Annotated in this window: 19 protein-coding genes; 2 read left to right on the forward strand and 17 right to left on the reverse strand. The window is 53.0% G+C overall.

Going from position 1 to position 16,913, the window contains the following annotated elements; translation table 11 throughout:
• Positions 1 to 233 precede the first annotated feature (233 nt).
• Positions 234 to 782 (reverse strand): hypothetical protein, encoded by a 549-nt coding sequence (locus K5E40_RS26795; protein ID WP_078466149.1) that lies wholly within the window; start codon positions 780 to 782, stop codon positions 234 to 236.
• A 121-nt stretch (positions 783 to 903) separates the two neighbouring features.
• Here K5E40_RS26795 and K5E40_RS26800 point away from each other — a divergent pair, with 121 nt between their 5' ends.
• A complete protein-coding gene (locus tag K5E40_RS26800) occupies positions 904 to 1,359 on the forward strand; it encodes a hypothetical protein (protein WP_153045960.1) in 456 nt (151 codons plus the stop codon).
• Between the two features lie 316 nt (positions 1,360 to 1,675).
• On the opposite strand, the gene K5E40_RS26805 is transcribed toward K5E40_RS26800, so the two are convergent.
• The 5 genes from K5E40_RS26805 to K5E40_RS26825 form a co-directional block, all read right to left on the reverse strand.
• Entirely contained in the window at positions 1,676 to 3,274 is a 1,599-nt protein-coding gene (locus K5E40_RS26805; protein WP_078465877.1) for a sigma factor-like helix-turn-helix DNA-binding protein, read from the reverse strand.
• Between the two features lie 22 nt (positions 3,275 to 3,296).
• Positions 3,297 to 4,406: a DNA polymerase III subunit beta gene (dnaN, locus tag K5E40_RS26810; protein WP_078465878.1), complete on the reverse strand. Its 1,110-nt coding sequence runs from the start codon at positions 4,404 to 4,406 to the stop codon at positions 3,297 to 3,299.
• A 157-nt stretch (positions 4,407 to 4,563) separates the two neighbouring features.
• Positions 4,564 to 5,541 carry a hypothetical protein gene (locus K5E40_RS26815; RefSeq protein ID WP_153045961.1) on the reverse strand — a complete coding sequence of 326 codons (978 nt, stop codon included), beginning with the start codon at positions 5,539 to 5,541 and terminating at the stop codon, positions 4,564 to 4,566.
• Between the two features lie 3 nt (positions 5,542 to 5,544).
• Positions 5,545 to 6,297: a hypothetical protein gene (locus K5E40_RS26820; protein WP_153045962.1), complete on the reverse strand. Its 753-nt coding sequence runs from the start codon at positions 6,295 to 6,297 to the stop codon at positions 5,545 to 5,547.
• A 3-nt stretch (positions 6,298 to 6,300) separates the two neighbouring features.
• Positions 6,301 to 7,698 (reverse strand): hypothetical protein, encoded by a 1,398-nt coding sequence (locus K5E40_RS26825; protein ID WP_078465881.1) that lies wholly within the window; start codon positions 7,696 to 7,698, stop codon positions 6,301 to 6,303.
• A 167-nt stretch (positions 7,699 to 7,865) separates the two neighbouring features.
• Here K5E40_RS26825 and K5E40_RS26830 point away from each other — a divergent pair, with 167 nt between their 5' ends.
• On the forward strand, positions 7,866 to 8,198 hold the full coding sequence (locus tag K5E40_RS26830; RefSeq protein ID WP_153045963.1) for a hypothetical protein: 333 nt from the start codon (positions 7,866 to 7,868) through the stop codon (positions 8,196 to 8,198).
• Here the strand turns inward: K5E40_RS26830 and K5E40_RS26835 are convergent.
• From K5E40_RS26835 to K5E40_RS26885, 11 genes are all read right to left on the reverse strand, one after another.
• Positions 8,180 to 8,956: a PRTRC system ThiF family protein gene (locus K5E40_RS26835; protein WP_078465882.1), complete on the reverse strand. Its 777-nt coding sequence runs from the start codon at positions 8,954 to 8,956 to the stop codon at positions 8,180 to 8,182. The two genes, K5E40_RS26830 and K5E40_RS26835, sit on opposite strands and share 19 nt — an antisense overlap.
• Positions 8,953 to 9,651 (reverse strand): PRTRC system protein B, encoded by a 699-nt coding sequence (locus K5E40_RS26840; protein ID WP_078465883.1) that lies wholly within the window; start codon positions 9,649 to 9,651, stop codon positions 8,953 to 8,955. Before K5E40_RS26840 ends, K5E40_RS26835 begins: the two co-directional genes overlap by 4 nt.
• Positions 9,638 to 11,104: a hypothetical protein gene (locus tag K5E40_RS26845; protein ID WP_078465884.1), complete on the reverse strand. Its 1,467-nt coding sequence runs from the start codon at positions 11,102 to 11,104 to the stop codon at positions 9,638 to 9,640. The genes K5E40_RS26840 and K5E40_RS26845 overlap by 14 nt, the downstream gene beginning before the upstream one ends.
• Positions 11,105 to 11,206: 102 nt before the next feature.
• Positions 11,207 to 11,419, reverse strand: coding sequence for a PRTRC system protein C (locus K5E40_RS26850; protein WP_078465885.1), 213 nt, complete (start codon positions 11,417 to 11,419; stop codon positions 11,207 to 11,209).
• A 9-nt stretch (positions 11,420 to 11,428) separates the two neighbouring features.
• Positions 11,429 to 11,902, reverse strand: coding sequence for a PRTRC system protein E (locus K5E40_RS26855; RefSeq protein WP_078465886.1), 474 nt, complete (start codon positions 11,900 to 11,902; stop codon positions 11,429 to 11,431).
• 41 nt (positions 11,903 to 11,943) lie between these two features.
• Positions 11,944 to 13,764, reverse strand: coding sequence for a PRTRC system ParB family protein (locus K5E40_RS26860; protein ID WP_238597269.1), 1,821 nt, complete (start codon positions 13,762 to 13,764; stop codon positions 11,944 to 11,946).
• 116 nt (positions 13,765 to 13,880) lie between these two features.
• Positions 13,881 to 14,300, reverse strand: a complete 420-nt coding sequence (locus K5E40_RS26865; RefSeq protein ID WP_153045964.1) for a hypothetical protein — start codon at positions 14,298 to 14,300, stop codon at positions 13,881 to 13,883.
• 613 nt (positions 14,301 to 14,913) lie between these two features.
• The gene (locus tag K5E40_RS26870; protein WP_078465888.1) at positions 14,914 to 15,381 is read right to left on the reverse strand and encodes a hypothetical protein; all 468 of its coding nucleotides are present in this window, start codon (positions 15,379 to 15,381) and stop codon (positions 14,914 to 14,916) included.
• A 10-nt stretch (positions 15,382 to 15,391) separates the two neighbouring features.
• Entirely contained in the window at positions 15,392 to 15,739 is a 348-nt protein-coding gene (locus K5E40_RS26875) for a hypothetical protein (RefSeq protein ID WP_011923250.1), read from the reverse strand.
• Entirely contained in the window at positions 15,736 to 16,368 is a 633-nt protein-coding gene (locus tag K5E40_RS26880; RefSeq protein WP_177345121.1) for a hypothetical protein, read from the reverse strand. The genes K5E40_RS26875 and K5E40_RS26880 overlap by 4 nt, the downstream gene beginning before the upstream one ends.
• Before the next feature lie 8 nt (positions 16,369 to 16,376).
• Positions 16,377 to 16,772, reverse strand: coding sequence for a hypothetical protein (locus K5E40_RS26885; RefSeq protein WP_078465891.1), 396 nt, complete (start codon positions 16,770 to 16,772; stop codon positions 16,377 to 16,379).
• Positions 16,773 to 16,913: the final 141 nt, after the last annotated feature.

Raw genomic sequence — 16,913 nt, forward strand, 5'->3', positions numbered from 1 at the left:
GCCGCCTGGTACAAATAGCCAAGGGGGTTTCGGACTAAGCCACAGCTAGATCGCCCATCATTGTGTTCGAGAGCGACGCAAGGTCCAGAGGTACAGTTCAAGTAGGTGCTGGCCAGCATGCAAGGTTCAACCGTGCAGCAATAGCCACATCCGTTGCAGGGCTGACCCAATCTAGGTTTTGAGAGGGTAAAGGGATTGATCATTATGGAGTCGACCTCCCACTCAATGTCGAGTCAATTTAGGGCGAATGACATGCCACGGAATGGAACACTCACCAAAGGCGCCTGACCATCGAGGCTCATATCTTCGTCAAATGAGGGGTTCATAACGTGCACAGTGGGGTCGGAAGCGTCCATCCGGACAAGCACGAGCACTCGCTCTGCGTCAGTCTGTGGACAGCGGCCTGTAACGTAGACATCGTGCTCAGATACGTAAGCGCAGATTCGACTGCGATACCGGTCCGCCCCGAACTCGCCCTTTCGCGGTTTAAGCGCAACAAGCGCACCTGATACGTTCATTGAGAGGTCGTGCTGTACCTCAAACATCAAATCGCCAACCTGGGCTTGGCCCTCAGTGCTCCAAACATCACCCTCAAACGAGAAGGAGGCTTCCCCCGTCTCACCCATGGCGGTTTCAGCTTGGAGGAGCTGCTTGAACTGAGCGAGTGCCATCGCGCAAAACTCCTCAGCATTGACATGCGCGGGGAGTGTGACGTTAAGCACACCATTGAAGTTTACTGGAAGGCTGATGCTTTGGGTCTGTTCGCTGCGTACTGTGTTCATGGTGATGCCCTTGAGAGAATGACTTGAGTATCCGCTCAGCGAGCTGTGCCACCAGCGAAAACCACATAAAATGGGGTAGTGGGTGGCCACTATTAGGGTATTAGCAACGGGAGAATTTGTCGTGATTGATGTGCCATCGAATTTGATTTGGATTGTAGGCTTAGTGTTGCTCGTAATTGCCTTGGCGTTCCTTTGGAACCTGAAGCTGAGCAACCATGCGTCCGAGGCGCAGCATTATGAGCATCCTCCTGAATTGTCGCATCCAGTGAATGAGGTACGGAGATACAAAGGCATGCCGGTTCTTGCGCCCGCGCCACCTCCTGTAGAGATCATCCTGGAAACTGAAACAGTTACTGTAGAGGAGGTCAAAACGGAAGAGTCCAAAATCGACAACCTCAATGAGGTGCCTGACTGCGAGGATGCGGAACGCATGCTTTCGCTGGCATGGAAACTTGAGGTGAACGGTGATTTTGAAGGTCGTGATGAGTTCGCAGGCATGGTCGTAGAGAAACAGGATGCGTCACCACGTCAACGAGACCGTGCCCAAGCCATGTTGCGCCGTGACAGCATGGCCTGAAAACCTTGAACATCTTCAGATGCCTGGAAGTCCTCAACAGAGTGACCGAGCATCGTTGAGAAATCCTCATCGAATCGATCCCCAGTCGGACTCTTGCGCCACTTACACGCCCCCGATGAGACCGTAACGACACAGTCACTGATTCGCTGGATACCTACCAGGCAATCAATGCACTTGATGGCCATTAAGGACACGTTCGAGGCCGATGATCGAATCGTGAAATAAACCTGCCCGTTACTCATAAGATCGGCCCCCACGAAGGTTCCCATAACGCCCTGGACTTCTACGTCGGCCCCAGGAAGAGGCAAGCGATCGTTCACATGTCACCCCACATTTCGAAGAGCGTCTCAGCGAATTCAGAGTCGCGAATTTTACTCAAAGCCTGGATCTCCAACTGACGCACTCGTTCTTTCGAGAGGTTCATTTCGACCGATAGTTCTGCCAAGGTTTTTTCACGGGCGTCGCCCATGCCGAAGCGATTGACGATTACGAAGATCTCGCGCTGAGTTAGAACGTCTCCCAGGGCGCTTTCTACAAACTGGCGCATGCTGTCTTCTTCGATCTCAGACATGAAATCGTTGTTGGTGTCAGCGAGCAGCTCATGAAGGCCATCTGCATCTGAAGAGTCAGTGCCCTGGAACGCTGTGTCGAGCGATCTCTGACCGCCGGCGAAGTGGACAAGGTCACGAACAACGTCCTGCTCCAGCTTCGTTGCCTCGGCCAGGGAATTGATAGACACGTTTGGCTGATCACGAAGCATATTAGAAATCATGCGACGGTGTTTATGCATACCTTCGGGTAGGCGGATGGACTCTTGGTCAGCCAGATCTCGACTGATGGATACATTGATCCAAGTGAGCGCGATCGTCGAGAAACGGAAACCCATCTCAGGCGCAAATCTGTAAACCGCACGAGTCAATCCCATGTTGGCTGCAGACCGAGCAATTTCCTTGTCCGCAAAACGGAAGCGGCCGATTTGCTGCTCTACCAGACGAACATTTGCATTGGTGAAGATATCAGCGCATTTCTCAATATCACGATCAACGCGGTTGAAAACGGACCACGCGGAAAGAATCTCAATGGCTGGTGCTTCGCCGGTGGACGCAGCGTCAAGGATTGCTTGCTGACGGCTGGTGATACCGAGACGGAGTTTCTTCATCGCAGCTGGGGGGAAAAGCTTAAGCTCATAGCCGCCAGAGATCAGTAATGCCGGAATCAGCTTAGGTGATGTCCAGTTGCCAGAGATGATCCCTTCAACCTTGATCTTAGAAATCCGAACCTCGTCGCAGATAAACTTGATCAGATCACGAGTGCGAGCACTCAACTCCTTGCAGTTGACGCGAAATTGATCAGCCGCACGATTCAAGATGTAGTCGTATGGAACGATCTCAGCGAGTTTCAAACGCAGCTCATCGCGAACAGCAGCGCTGAAGAGAGTGCCGTCCATGCCTTCGGCCGCATAGCCCCGCAATTCGCTAATCAGGGTTCGGATCGTGTTCAGCTTGCGTCGAACAAGTGAGGCGAATTTCTGATCAGCAATAGCCTTTGCATTCTTGTGAGCCTCTTTGGCTGAGTAGTCGCCTTCAGGCAGGGTACCAACACGTAACCAGGCACCGTCGTGGTAGATCAGCGCAACCGCTTTGTCGACCTTGTCCTTCTCGCCCATGGCATCCCAGATCTCCTTGACCATCGAAGAGACAATGCTCGTATCGACGGCCAATGCCCGTACCAGGTCCAGTTGACCCATGAGGATCCGGAAGCCCAGAGCTTGCTCATCTTGAGCGCTCAGGAGCCCCTTTGGGCCATCGAGGCTTGGAAGTGCCGGGGTCTGGGTAGGCAGATCGAAGCCCCTACCAATACGTGGCTCTGCCGGGCTTTGGTGTTGTGTTGAAAGCTGGATCGCAACATTGCTCATCATTTATCTCCAGAGCCTGGCCCTATAGGCGTACCGGCATCAATACGAAACTGTGTGATGGCAAGTCTCGAGCTCTTAGGAGCGTGCCAGAAGCAGCTCCGGAAAAAATCACATCGATCTCGGCGGCTCCAAGAGAACGTACAATTTCCCCAGCCAGCTGGCCGTTGAAACCAATCTCCAGCGGCTCCGCGTTGTAGTCGCATGCGAGAACATCGTCGGCCAGGTCTTCGGCCTTACCGCCCACTGACTGGATCGAAATGGACTCGGCGGAAACTGCGAGGCGCACCAAGGAAACTGCACCTTCGGACAAGAGCCCGACACGGGCCATAGCACCAGCAAATTCGTCGCGGACAATGCGGGCGACGTCGCCTTGCTCAGCAGCTGCTAACAGCTTGCGGTAGTCAGGGAATTTTCCTTCAACTAGCTTCGTGTGTAGTACGCCACCCTCTCGAGTGAAGCGCGCCATGCTGCCAGAGGTTGAAACCCGAACACTTCCGGTGCCAACGAATTGGCAAACATCCTCAATGCAGCTGCTCGGCAGGATGAAGTTTTGCATCGGTTCACCAGTCACAGGTACTTCAGTGACACCCAGGCGAAGTCCATCAGCGGCAGCGAGGGTCATGAGCCCCTGTTGGAAATCGAACAGAATGCCGTTGAGCATCACCCGAACGTCATTACGGGCAGCACAGAAGCCCACTTGATGAACTGCGGTACTGAGGGTACTACCAGCGATGTTCAGCTCACCCTTGCTCTGGTCGGCAGTGAACTCCATGACGGGAAAGTGATCGGCAGGAATTGTGGCGAGAGTGAAGCGCGATCGCGCAGCTGAAATCACGAGCTTAGGCTCGGCAAACTGGATGGAAACCATCGCATCTTTTGCCAGAGCTGAAACCACTTGGTCGAACTTGACTGCCGGGACGCAGACAGCAAACCCATCGCCCTGCAGGGTGAACAGATCGGCTGGGATGGTTAGGCTCATTTGCTTCTGGCCGTTATGAGCAGACAGCACCAAACCTGAGGCATCTACCTGTATCAAAAAGTGACCGTAGACGTCAGTGGCTTTGCGCTGGGGTACACGTGCAACGGTTTTGAGGTAGTGAGCTAGATCGGAACACTTGATGGAGAATTTCATGGGCTAATCCCTTTGAGGTATTGCCCATAATTACTGCCAAAAGAATGTGCCAGAATCAGTCGTGCTGATCAATTATTAACCACATCCTTTGAGGGTTGTTACCGTATGAGTTGCGGAGGGTTATGCACACATTTGTCCCTGGAAATTGTGGATAACATTACATTGCTTCGATCAGAACCTTGCTGAATGCGTTGGTAGCATCACGTCCGTCGACTCTAAATGATGACTTCTGTGCAAACCTTGCCATGTCACTGGCTACCCGGTGGGCGTACCCAGTTTGCCCTGAACGGTCAAAAAGGATCGCCAGCTGAACGTAAGCTTGAAGCCTCATGGCGTCACTAGAAAACTCGTAAAAGTCCTGTGGAGGAGGGTAGACACCTTGGGCTGCTTTGATAACCAGCCGGAACAGCACACCAATGTCTTTGCTGTTCAGTTCTTTGACTAGGCCTGCCGCCCGTTTCAGGAATACGTTTGCGTCTTCGATATGTCCGGTAGTCGCGTAGCTAATCGCTATCTGAGCGAGCTCCATCGTGCTGCCCGGTCGCTTCGCGTAAAAATCTAGCAACACGTCTCTCAGGGTATTTGCCCGCTCGATGTCGCCTGTTGCCAGAAGAGTGAGTAAGCGTTGCTGAAGCGCGTCCATATACGCTGGCTGGTCTACCGAGTTTAAGGTGTTGAGGGACCGTCCAATCGCCTTAACATCGCTTGATCGAGATGCCAGCGCAGCAATGTGGCGAAGGGCTAATACCTGCGCTTCCGGATCCTTCACACTCAGTGCCTCATCGAGTGCTGAATCAAAGCGCTTCTCTCTAGCCGCGTTGATCGCTTGCCCAGCACTAACAAAGTCGCTATCGGGCCTCAGGCACATGAAGGTTTCAGACTGCGTCTTCAGGTCTATCAAAAGCTGGGGGGTTGGAATACCAGCGCCTAGAGTTAATGCCGTAGTGCTGCGGATGGCTGAGTCCCGAACTGAACCAGGATGTTCGGTCTCAACGCTTTTAGCGATCATGTCACCGATGCACTTTTTGTCCGCGTGCTCAAAACAGATGGCTTTTGGAGGCGCTACAACCCAGGCAGGGTCTGCAGCGCAGCCACATAGCGAAAGCATTGCAATGATCAGCGCTTGGGCCTTCACGACTTAACTGACCCAAGGGAAGCGATGAAAGACCTTCCCCTGCTCCGCAGCGAGTTGTAGCAAACGGTTTGCCAGGGAAGAATCCGACTCAGCCTCTACACTGATTGTGAAGACATGGGTTCCCTTAGCGAGCATCTGATCAGCACAGTCTTGATCTGCTGAAGTGAACACTCGAAGGGGGATGTACCTGGCAAGTGCATATTTGTGCACCATTTCAGCTACCCCCGGTTCATCTGAAACGTAGATTTCATCGGGCATTCGGTTCTGAAACAGATGGTCAAAGGTTTTGAATATCTCTGCATCGATCACGCCTACGTCGCCCGCCAGTACAACCCGCCGCAACTCATTTCCTGGCTCATGAGCTTTCATCAACCGCTCGTAGATGTCCGCGGCAACCTGGTCAATCAATGGAACACCTGTTTCGCATCCTGCCTGAAGCAATGACTCACGCAGGTGGTCTTGGTGCTGAACCAACTGCATCCACATTCCTGCTCTTATCAGAGCAAACCGAACCTGAACCCAATCCTGCCGTACACCACCCTGGTCAATGGCACCTGTCTCCAGCAGGAAGTCATCACGATCATCTTGCTTCAGCAGGAACTGACGATAGGACTCATCGACACCCCGGAATTTCTCAGATTCGACGAAGTGCATCAATGAGTAGCAAAACTCTCCCTCGGGCCTATCAAGAGAGCGATAGGCAACAAAGGGTAAAAAAGCATATGGGTCGTAGCTGGGTGAGGTCGATGATTCCATGACTTATCCGATATTGCGGGTAATGCGTTTGTGCAGCTGCATAAGGCCGACTGCCGCTGATGATGCTTCATTGCCATCTTGTGCCTGTTTCAAGAGCTCTGCTACCCAAAGTGGGGGGGGCGAATTTTTGGCGAACCGCAATTGAGTGAATGCATCAACCTCGCTTCTTTGGCCGCTTGTTAATATTTCCGGGGCTATCCTGCCCAGCAGACGGACTACTAATTCATGGAACCTACCGTCGCTCGCGCCAACAGCTAGATTTAGCCATTCCCCCATAGGCGCTTGATGGAGCTCTTGCATCAGTACCTGGTCTTTAGGTGAAAAATCTCCTGCCCACATGCGGTGGTACACGTCAGAAGGTTGAGACGACAACTGGAGTACAGGTGTTTCCTTTAACCTGGACGGTAAGAGCGTCGCAGACCTGAGCTGGGCGATCCTTCGCTTCACCAGTCCGATATCGATGGAAAGCCGAGCTGCATCGGCCGGTCGTATGGCCGAAAGCGGTGCGCAGAAAGGAAAGCGGCTGAGGGAAATCCGCACAAGCGGCCCATTTGGATTTGATGAAGGGTTTCGGACAAAGCTTTGGTATGAAGTGATTGCTGGATTGCATAGTTGGCTAAGATCGGACTCAAGATCCGCCACATACAAAATATCGGGGTATGTGATATCGACACCAACTGGCAGTCCAAGGATGAAGCCTTTCGGTGCCTGCAGACTTTGGTGGACCAGGTACATGGGTGTGGCGCTTTCGAGATCGCAGACCTCACCCTGCTCTAAGCCCAAGGCAGATTTGATGCTCTGTAGAGATGAGTGCTTGAGAGCATGGCCAACAAGCTTGGGACAGCTGGCGTGCGTGTCCGCCAGTAGATCTCTCAACCTCACCGCGCGATTCTCGCCGCTTACATTCGCATCCCACATGAGGAAATGATGGAAGGATTGGGTGTTGGTTGGGTCAGGGCTGTCCGCCCAAGGGTACTCATCCGGCCTTAAGATATTAATGGCCCGGAGCATGGTTTCTAGATCCAGGTAGTAGCTGTGTCCCGGTAGCCCAATGCAGGGGAAAGGCAGAAGATTGCGGTAAAAAGTTGACCTTAGAAACGGATCAACCCGCGTAGTATTACCTAAGCCGATATGCAAACAGTTTGGTCGCGTGAAATGACGATGGACTGTTCTCGCACACTCCAATTCCGAATGGCCGCTCAGCAGATCCATTGAACCGAGTTCAGAGTTAGCAGCAGCCTCCAGATCAACATGCACATCACTGCGCAAACCGACCATCATCTCCATAACCTGAGGCATTAGAGACTCCTCGCACATGAGCGAGTCATAGCGCACGATTTGACCTTCAGCGGGTGATTTACCCGCTGTGATTGCATCGTAGAAATGGATTGCTAACGGCATTTTGTCTCCCCTATAGCCTAATAGTGGAAGGCAACTGCCCTATATTGGGATATTTAGCTAACTGAGCCAGGATTCAGAAGGTTTGCTTTCAGATGACTCATTCAGCGCCAGCGTTATACTCGTATCACACCTCCAAACGTGATCGATCCGTGGGCCCAACGACTACCTTGCAACAAGCTATTCGCCAAGGGGACACCTTGGTGATGCTGGTGATGCACAAGCACGTTCACCTTGCTATGGCCCGACCTGAACCAGCTTTGATTGCAAGGCTAACTCTTTGTGATCTGTCTGTAGCTGGGAGTGAGGTCATCTACACTGTGGAAGTTGATGATCTGCCCGTGCTTCAGGATTTCACGATTTGTACATCGTGTGCCGCAGCATTCGCAGCAAATCTCAGGGAAGGAATGATTGCCCGGGCTAAGGCGTCAGGGCATTCCGGTCTGCCGCCCCAGTGTATGGAGCGGATTTATTTCGAGGCGAATCAGCTATCGCTGTTCTGAGGCGGGAAAGGGTAGGTTTGCTGCTCGCCCGTTTCCAAACTGACGGTGATCCAATTTCGATTTGTAGAGCCAGTACGTATCAACTCCCACACGACGTTCATCGCCGCCGTGGCAACCGTTCGATTAACTAGACAGTCTTGGGCTGCAATCGATTCAGCAGCAGAGCACGACTTCGTATGGTTGTCAGCCATGTCAGCAATTTCGGGGTAGTGATCCAGTACACATGGAAACTTCTTACGGTCTTTGGCCCGCAGCCCACCAAAAACAACCTGACCGTGACGATGTCCGTTGCCCATGTCGAGCCACATTGCGTTGTGCTTGAAGTCACCCTCACTATTCCCGATTGCTAACCGGGCCGAGTTCACATCAACACATGAAATCAGCAGGTCGGCCTTGGCGATCGCAAATCGAGTTTCCTCACAAGGAAACCGGTACGGTAGGCCCACCCAATCAAGTCCAAGGTTCAGGTTGTAACGGTTGGCTAGGGCCACACTCTTGTATGCGCCCAAATCACAAGGCCAAAACCGCTGCCGGACTAGGTTGGATTCGCGCACGATTGCATCATCGATGACGGTGACATGCAGCCCATGTGAATGACCAAGGCTGCGCAGGGCGCAGTGCAACGACGACAGGCAGTCTACGACCTCGCTTCCGTTGCCCCCAGCTCCAAGTACGACGATACGAATTGCTCTAGAAGTCCATTCGTTGGGGGTCTTGTAACGTGTCGCCACTGGCAAGGCCTGAACGGTAGCAGTCATTCTTCACCCCCTGTAACCACTGCATCCTTCAGAGTGAGTTGAACCCCCTTGGCAAGCATCGGAAGCAGTTGAGCTGCCGGAAAGTTTTTGGCGCTGGTGTCGCTCAGCATTTTATAGAAGGCAATAACCTCCTCGTAATTCGTCGGAGTCTTGAGCACCTTGATACCCATGTGCGTATTCACGCATTGCAGCACGAATCGCTCCCAGCCGGGGATGCTCGCGATGGTGTTGTCCTTTGGAACATCGCAGTTGCCCGAGCAGAAGGACCCCGAGCTATACATATTGCCCATTGGGGCCAAGAACAGTTTAGTGTCAGGGGTAGGTCGCCCTTTACCCTTGAAGGCGAAGCAGCGGAGCTTTCCTTGGGAAGCGATAAATATCAGGCCCGGGATCGGAGCTTTGTGAACAGAGTCCCTGAACAGAACGTCAATGACCTGAGGCGGGTTGTACCAAGCCAGCAAGCTACGCGACTTGATCAGAATCCGGGTGTCGATAAATTCGATGCCAGCGTCAATATTCAAAAGAAGATCAACCAGCGTTTCCTTGTCTTCTTCTGAGAACGCCCGACCAGCTCCGAGAGTGAACCCACCTTCTACTGGTGAGTTAATGACCTCATGGGAAGTGAAATCGAGACGATTGGTCTTGGTGTGGTGAAACGCAATGAGGGCGCGGGCCGTGACATCATTGTTGAGCATTTGCAGGAACCTCAAGAGAGAGCTGGATGCGCCTTAGCAGTTCAAGGCATTGGCTAGTTCTCTCCATTATCGGGACTGTGACCTGTGCCACCAGCACCCCGGTGTTTAGCGGGAGCTTCACCGTCACATCGGCGCACTCCTCTAGATCGGCGTTGAAGCCCTCAACAGCTTCAACGTGAAGCGCCTTATGGCGTTCATCTGCGAGCACCCAAATGCAATCGAAGAATCGGTTTGGGCTGTTCTCGTATCCCCCAAGCTCCTCGCTGTCGCCGTAAGCCTGAGCAATTAGGGCGTCAACGGGTTGGTGTCCGTCAACCCGGCTAATGCAAGAGCTGAGCGCGTCAGACAGAACTTGCGCAAGACCAGATTCCCTTGAGTTCCGGCGGCTAATTTCCCGAGCCTGGGAAAGCAATTCACCCAATTCGGCTTTACGGTTTTCGTTGGTAACATCTTGGCCATAGGTAAGCTGATATTTGAAATTGCGCTCGACGTCATCCATCTGCCACAGCAGTGAAGCGGCGCGCTCAACAGATGCATCATCCATTTCGTCGGCATCCATCTCCATCCCCAGCCAGCCAAGCTCGTCGAGGTCATCGTGCGCCTTCAAAACCTCTACAATTTCAGCATGGCTCTTGCCCGTAACGTCATCCTTGATTGCTTCGTAGCTCTCAGAAACCCCGCCCGTGTACTGGCCCCAGCAACTGAAAGCTGTGAATGGCGTGTGAAACGGGATCAAGTAGGTATTCATCGCGTCGAGCGTCTTGGTCAGCAGGATATGCATCTCAAGATTCTCTTGGGTCAACTCTGGCCAATCGAGGTAGAAGCAGTTGCGCTCGCAGGCTTCTAGATAGAAGTCGTTACCGTGGATGTGGCTGTAAAAAGGCTGATCGGTGTAGACCGTGCCGCCTTCGACATTTCGGCATTCGCGCTGAGCTTGAGGCCACAAGGCGTCAAGGGCTGTCTTAGTTGCGTTGACAAGGTCATAGCCGCAATCGGCCCCCTGAGTGAGGATGGGGGCGAGAACAGAATCGTGCAGCAATCCTGCCTCAGCTACCGACAGCGCAATCCCGGAAGCGTATGTGATGTCGATGTCCTTACGGGCCAGACCGTAAGCAATTCGCTCGGCATCAGGAACCGCAGCCTCGCGTGTGAACTCGACCCGCGACTCAATGCTACGCACAACCTTGCCAGTCACCAGATGCAGGCCGTACCCATTCGGGTAGCAGTTGAGAGGGCTTAGGTCAGATTCGTGAAGCAATCCTCCCTGAAGGGCCTCCAAGCAGAAAGCGCTGTGACCTTTATGATCTACCAAATAGCCGTGCTCGCGCATGAACAAGGCAGCAACACTGTGTTGCACTGCTGCACTAACATGCGGGATGGTCAGCGCGGTTAGCGGGGCGCTAGGGAACTGGAGAGGACTCCAGGTTTGCTTGGTTTGTGCATGAGATTCCACAGTCTGACCTGCTGGCTGCGCTCAAGGCAGCAATCGTTGATGGTGGGTTCGGGAGTGGGGGCGGCTGCACCGCCCGCCCATGCCCTGAGTTGTTCTATCGGGCTAGCCGCGGTCGCCGAAGTTGCCTTGACGGAACTCATAAACTTGAGAATCTCCTTCGTTGATAGGGTCGATCAACTTGCCGCCATTCAGGCGAGGAAATTGACGGGCATAGTGCTTGAGCACATCCATCGGCTCCATGCTCGGATCAGGATCAGGAAGATCGCGACCGGCAAAGCGAAACAAACGGCTCAGAGTGAGAATTGAAACGGCCATAAATCCCCCTTAAAAGTTCGTTGCACTGTTGCCAGTAACTTCAGTTGCCACGGGGGCGCGATGGCCTGAGGCTTCGCTGTCTGCATCGCTGTCGGCTTCATCGTCACGGTCTTCGCTTTCGCCCACAGCAGGTGCAGTGGAGGCAGCTTTTGCCGCAGGCTTCGACTTGGCTTCATCAACCGCCTTAGTGGCAAGGCGCTCGATTTCATCCAGAGCGCTCAAACCACGACGCACTACAGCCGCCTTGGATGCGATCAACTCTGCGAACGCTTCCTCGATTTCCTCTGGCGTGCCACTCACTACCATTGGCTTTGCAATTGCGGAACGAAGCTGAACGACTGCCTCGGAGGATTTTTCAGGGGTTGGGCCAATGTCCGGGGTGTACAACAGCTTTATCTTTCCATCACCTAAGCCATGCAGCTCGACGGTTGATTTCAGGCCGGTGGTGAGTACCGCACCTACTGACTGGAGAAAAGTGTTCATCGTTTGTGTTCCTCGTTAAGTTGGAGCCAGTGTGGGGGTGGTTAGACTGTGCCAGAACCATCGTAAGCAGAGATTTTCATCGTCTCTGGCAGATAGCCTTTCCAGCTGAATTCCTCAAATGCTAGGACGGCCTTGATAATTTCATCGCTCTTGCCCATCACAAGTTTTGCGAACTCTTTCGCCCCTTTGACTTCGTCATACTTCGCTTCAAAACCGCTGGCTTTACAGTCAGCGACCACACCGGCTTTAGTCAGGGACTTGAGGTAGCTTTCGGTCATCTGAAAATGATCGACCGGATCCATACCCGCTGCCTTGATGAATGCAATGGATTGAGCACCAGGAATCGATTTCTGGAATTGGTCGCTGCCGTCGCGGCGGAAAACAGTACAAGCGGCCAGTTGGCTCAGATATCCCTGAAGCTCCTCTGCGGGTTTCTGTGCCAGTGCAGCCTCGGTAGATGCCCGGTCATGCCCGAACAGACCATTCGGTAAGCCAAGGGCCTTCTGCAAGCGGGTAAGCAGTTCGCTTGGCAGATCGGAACGCATGTCGAGGTACATCGAAACGATGGCAATCGCCAACGAGTAGGATGGATTCGCTTGAATAGCCTGACTGCCCATTTGCGAAAACAGAGTGAATGCCTCGCGCTTGATCGCCTTTTTGACCTCCTGCGGCTTGGCAGGGGAGTTAGCACCGGGCTTAGTTGCCGACTTTGGGCCGGTAGCAGCCGGAGCTTTTCCAGTCGGGCTAAGCGATTGTGCGTTGTCGCTTTGATTCGCTGCGGGTTCAGCAGTGGCGCTAGCGATCAAGGCTTTATAGGCAGTTTTATGCTCGTTATGGCAAGACGTATTGAAACAGTGACCACCGATGATGTGCCCTTCGTTCCCCGGCTTGGTGCTCACCACAGCGCCGTAGCTCTTGCAGGCTGTGCAAGCAGTGAATTGATTGATGCCGACGCCATTCGGGCCTTTGTCTTCCAAAAGCACATAGCCATTGTCAGGAAGGGTCAGGTCGGTATGGACGATTCCGTACTCTTGCTCGGCCTCAATGAGCTTGACCTTAATGAGCGAGGACGTTTTCTCCTCCCAGCAGGTGCGATTCTGGCACTTAGCTTCACCAAGCGAGGTGCCGAACAGATCACCGAATTGCGAGCTGTTATGTTCGCAGCCTTGGCAGGCAGTTGTATCGAAGGGGGCATTAGCGATAACCCCGGAAAGTTGGATCAGTCGCTCGCGGGTCGCGGCAACTGTCATCTTGCGCTCAACAATACGGGCACAGATTAGTCGCTGGTCATCGTGAATCATTGGTGCAAGCAGTTCGGCATGGCCGAGCTTGATATCCCCTTGCACAAGGGCTTCAGCAACATCGTCGCAGCATTTGGACAGAAGGATGCGAGCGTCGAGCTTGGAGCGCGACCAACCGAGTGTTCGGCATGCCTCTTCGTGATCGTTGTTCTGATCAGCAAGCTCAGTAACGGCTGCATACGACTCCTCAATGGGAGTCAGATCGGCGCGCTGGATGTTCTCGATGGTGGCTGCGCGGCGCGCCTCAACATCGGTCATTTCACGAATAATCGCGGGGATATCCGATATGTCCAGATCGACGCTGATATCGAAACGGGTGTTCCCATAGACGACTTCGTATGGATAGTCAGCATTGAGGACAGGGCGCAACAAGATGGGTTGAATGACACCTTCAGCCCGGATGCTTTCTTTCATCTGTGCATAGCGGGCCTTATTGCGACCCTTACGGGGGTCATTCTTTGGATTGCGTCGGATTAGATTACAGGCCACTCGCTGACCAGAGAGCGCTGGATCAATTTGGGTGTGGGGGACATTGGTGGTCGCAAGAGAAAGGTTCGTCACGGGAGGATCTCGTTATGTTGGGATGGGCAAATTGTTGACCCCATAACTGCGTGCCAGAACCCTCAGCGTCCGTATTTATCTTTAAATCCAGTTCAAAGTTTAAGTACGGAGCCGGGTTAGGGTTTTATTTTCCTTTGCCCTTTTGATTTCATAAATTCGGGTACCACAACACCATTGAATACCTGGGTGTCGAGATGGGGGAATGAATGGACCTTCTTACGTAGCCACTCACCCCAGCGGTTAACCGCTGAGAGTTGAGCTTCAGTGAGATGCCACTGACTATGGAGTTTATTGAGCATCGCAGTCAGAAATTCGCGTCGATCGGCGTGCGTGTTCTCCAGAGCCTCACGAAGCCAGTGATTGACTCCAATGCAACGCATCACATTAGCCTCACTGAAAACCGTATTCTGCTCACCCGCATTCCGAATCGTCCCTGCAACTCTCTTGCGGTCAGCTTCATCAAGTTGCCCCGTTCGGGTATAGGCATCAAAAGCCTGAGTCAATATTTGAGAGCGATGGTGCGCAAATTCGGACATGAATTCGCACCTCAGCCTGAGGTACTGAACGATCTTGTCGAGAGGTGGAAGTGGAGAGCGGACCTGAACCTGAGTCTTGGGTACAGACCCAAGCTGCGGAACTGATTTCAAGCTTGGAAGAGTCGAGGGGGCGGGAGGCAAAGTTGGGTCATCGTCGGAGACTACGAGCAGCGCAAGGCGAGTAACGTCCAGAAGGCGTTCTTCTGGAGGGCCTAGCATTGTTTTCGCGCAATTAGGGCCGGCAAAGGCCTCTTCAGACCCGTTGGAAATAACGATTCCTTTGCGGCTCCGCAGAAGCCGGTTGCAGAAAATGCAAATGGCATGAGGGCCCAGATAGTCAACACGCGAGTAGTGCCACATTCTGAAACCCTCTAAAAAGCCGAAAAGGTCTACATCACTTTCCGGGGGGCGGTGAGTAGGATCCTGTTGTACGAATGAGCCATAAATATCAAACGAACCAACCTTTGCCTCCCCATAATCCGGACGTAAGGGCTACAGCAATAGCAGCGCACACACATACGAGTATCAAAAGTCTTAACAAGGGGACCTCCAAGGACACACCGATCTAAAAACGTTAACCCTCGTAATACATGCCGAAGCACATTCAAAAGTGCTAAAGCACCTTCAACATCACCACGTATTTACCATCGATCACAACGACCTTTGTACGGTTGGGCTCAACCTGGACGGTATCGGAGAACGCTTTATTACTCATGTTCACCTCTTGATTTTGACCGCAGGAAAAACGCTTGCCGTCGACCAGACTATCAAGGGTTGAGACCTGACCGATGACCTCGACAGGCTGCGAGCCATCAGCTGCTTTGGGCAAGGATCGCAAAGAGAGCAGCAGACCAGTTTTGTACTGGGCTTCCCGGCAAACGTCCCGCTTGGTTGCACCATCCTTGAATGCTGCCTGGTAACGATGGCTCTCACGAATGTCGAGCTCGTATTTGTTGCCATCCAGAGCGTAGTGGTAAGCCTGTGGCTCTTCAGCACCTGCAACCACAGAGACCTGCAGTTCCGCGGTTGCTGCGTGGGTTACCAAAGGGACCAGGCACAACATGAAACCAATCCAACGCATTGGTAAGTCCTCACAGGATATTGGCAAACTTGCTCATGATGAGTTTGAGAGCTGGTACGTCACCAAAGGTGGCGTGATCAAGCTTCGCTTTTGGGGTTGCAGGGTATTTGTCGAAATCGAACTCAATGACCTCAGGAACACCCGCCCAAGCTGTAACCTGATGGCATTCGGTGTAACCGTTGCAAAGAACGTCGATCAGGAAAGCATCCTTCCCATCCGGGTACGAGACACGGCATGTCTCGAACATACTTTCGTAGTACCCCATGGCGTATTGCGCCAGCTCGATCGAAGTCAGTCCGTCAATCGAACAGGCCACACCGACATTAGGGGCAAAAACCAGAACCGTTTTCGTAGTCACAGTGGTGCGGCCCGGACATTAACGCTGATCGGTTGAACCGAACCGAAGTTGAAGGTCTTCTCTTCACCAGGTTTGCCGTTGAATCGGACGTTCAAACGGTCCATGTGGATCAGCGGGTTAGGTGTATTCAACTCTGCAGATGGGACGTAAGTCCGATCGACACCTAGGCAGAAACTCAAGTTTTCGTCTTTGAACTGAGGCTGTGCAGCACGGACAAAGTAACCTTCAGGGAAGTAGAACAAATCGCCCTGTTTGACCATGCCATTTTTGTCGACGCCGACCATGAGAGTCTTGTCTTTCTGAAAGTCGCGCACCAGGACATCACGGCCGTGGTTTGATGGGAGTTCAACCTTGATCAGGTTTCCGTAGGTGTCAGGGCTGTGGTCAAGGATTTGAATTTCAATCCGAAAACCGGTGATCTGTTGAACACCATTGGGTTGGTAAGTCCGCTCATCCCGCCAGCGCTCTGTGCACTGTTCATCAGGAACATTGGTGGTTTCGGTAACAGCTACGGTCCCAGAGTGCTCTTTGGAGTCGTACTGGTACGTTTTCTGCTGGAACTCGGGCTTGCTAGCACAGCCCGCGATGGCGAGGCAAAGAGCTGTGAGGCTGAACAAAGACTTGAGCATGGTCATCCCTAATTGGCCGGGAGGCAATATTTGTTGAGTGAGGATTGGTTCACGATGCCGGCCAGGCCGAGTTCGTGTATTGCTTTTACGACATTGGTCTGGTTGAGCGGAGGGATAACAATCATTGACCGTTCGGGTTCTCCATTGCCGACAACCTGAGGACCAACACACATGAGCATTGCGGGGGTGGTGTCGGTTATTACCTGAGCCAAAGCCTTGAATGGCTGGGACCTGAAACCCTCAAGCCCAAAGACAATCACCAGGTCAGGCTTTGATTCAGCTATTTCCTCAAGTGCTCCGGCAACGGTATTGCACGCACGAACCCTATCGAAGAAGTCGCTTAGGATCTGCTGAGTGTGAAACGCCTCGGACGCGACGTCAGTGAGGATGAGTGCTCTTGCCATGACAATGGTCAGTTCTGGCCCATGATTGAGCAGATTCTAACTGCCGCGGCACACATGACAATCCAAAACACCTCATCAGAATTCGGGAAGGGCGTTATGACTTGCTGAGAGGGGGAATACCGGCACAGTGGTTTGATCTAT

This window comes from Pseudomonas baetica, from assembly GCF_019733355.1.
Classification (GTDB): Bacteria; Pseudomonadota; Gammaproteobacteria; order Pseudomonadales; family Pseudomonadaceae; genus Aquipseudomonas; species Aquipseudomonas baetica_A.

Coding starts and splice junctions, on each gene's coding strand:
- K5E40_RS26865 (WP_153045964.1), bottom strand. CDS start 14,300: ATGTCCGAATTTGCGCACCATCGCTCTCAAATATTGACTCAGGCTTTT.
- K5E40_RS26855 (WP_078465886.1), bottom strand. CDS start 11,902: ATGAACACTTTTCTCCAGTCAGTAGGTGCGGTACTCACCACCGGCCTG.
- K5E40_RS26805 (WP_078465877.1), bottom strand. CDS start 3,274: ATGAGCAATGTTGCGATCCAGCTTTCAACACAACACCAAAGCCCGGCA.
- K5E40_RS26880 (WP_177345121.1), bottom strand. CDS start 16,368: ATGCTCAAGTCTTTGTTCAGCCTCACAGCTCTTTGCCTCGCCATCGCG.
- K5E40_RS26885 (WP_078465891.1), bottom strand. CDS start 16,772: ATGGCAAGAGCACTCATCCTCACTGACGTCGCGTCCGAGGCGTTTCAC.
- K5E40_RS26870 (WP_078465888.1), bottom strand. CDS start 15,381: ATGCGTTGGATTGGTTTCATGTTGTGCCTGGTCCCTTTGGTAACCCAC.
- K5E40_RS26795 (WP_078466149.1), bottom strand. CDS start 782: ATGAACACAGTACGCAGCGAACAGACCCAAAGCATCAGCCTTCCAGTA.
- K5E40_RS26835 (WP_078465882.1), bottom strand. CDS start 8,956: ATGACTGCTACCGTTCAGGCCTTGCCAGTGGCGACACGTTACAAGACC.
- K5E40_RS26850 (WP_078465885.1), bottom strand. CDS start 11,419: ATGGCCGTTTCAATTCTCACTCTGAGCCGTTTGTTTCGCTTTGCCGGT.
- dnaN (WP_078465878.1), bottom strand. CDS start 4,406: ATGAAATTCTCCATCAAGTGTTCCGATCTAGCTCACTACCTCAAAACC.
- K5E40_RS26825 (WP_078465881.1), bottom strand. CDS start 7,698: ATGCCGTTAGCAATCCATTTCTACGATGCAATCACAGCGGGTAAATCA.
- K5E40_RS26840 (WP_078465883.1), bottom strand. CDS start 9,651: ATGCTCAACAATGATGTCACGGCCCGCGCCCTCATTGCGTTTCACCAC.
- K5E40_RS26820 (WP_153045962.1), bottom strand. CDS start 6,297: ATGGAATCATCGACCTCACCCAGCTACGACCCATATGCTTTTTTACCC.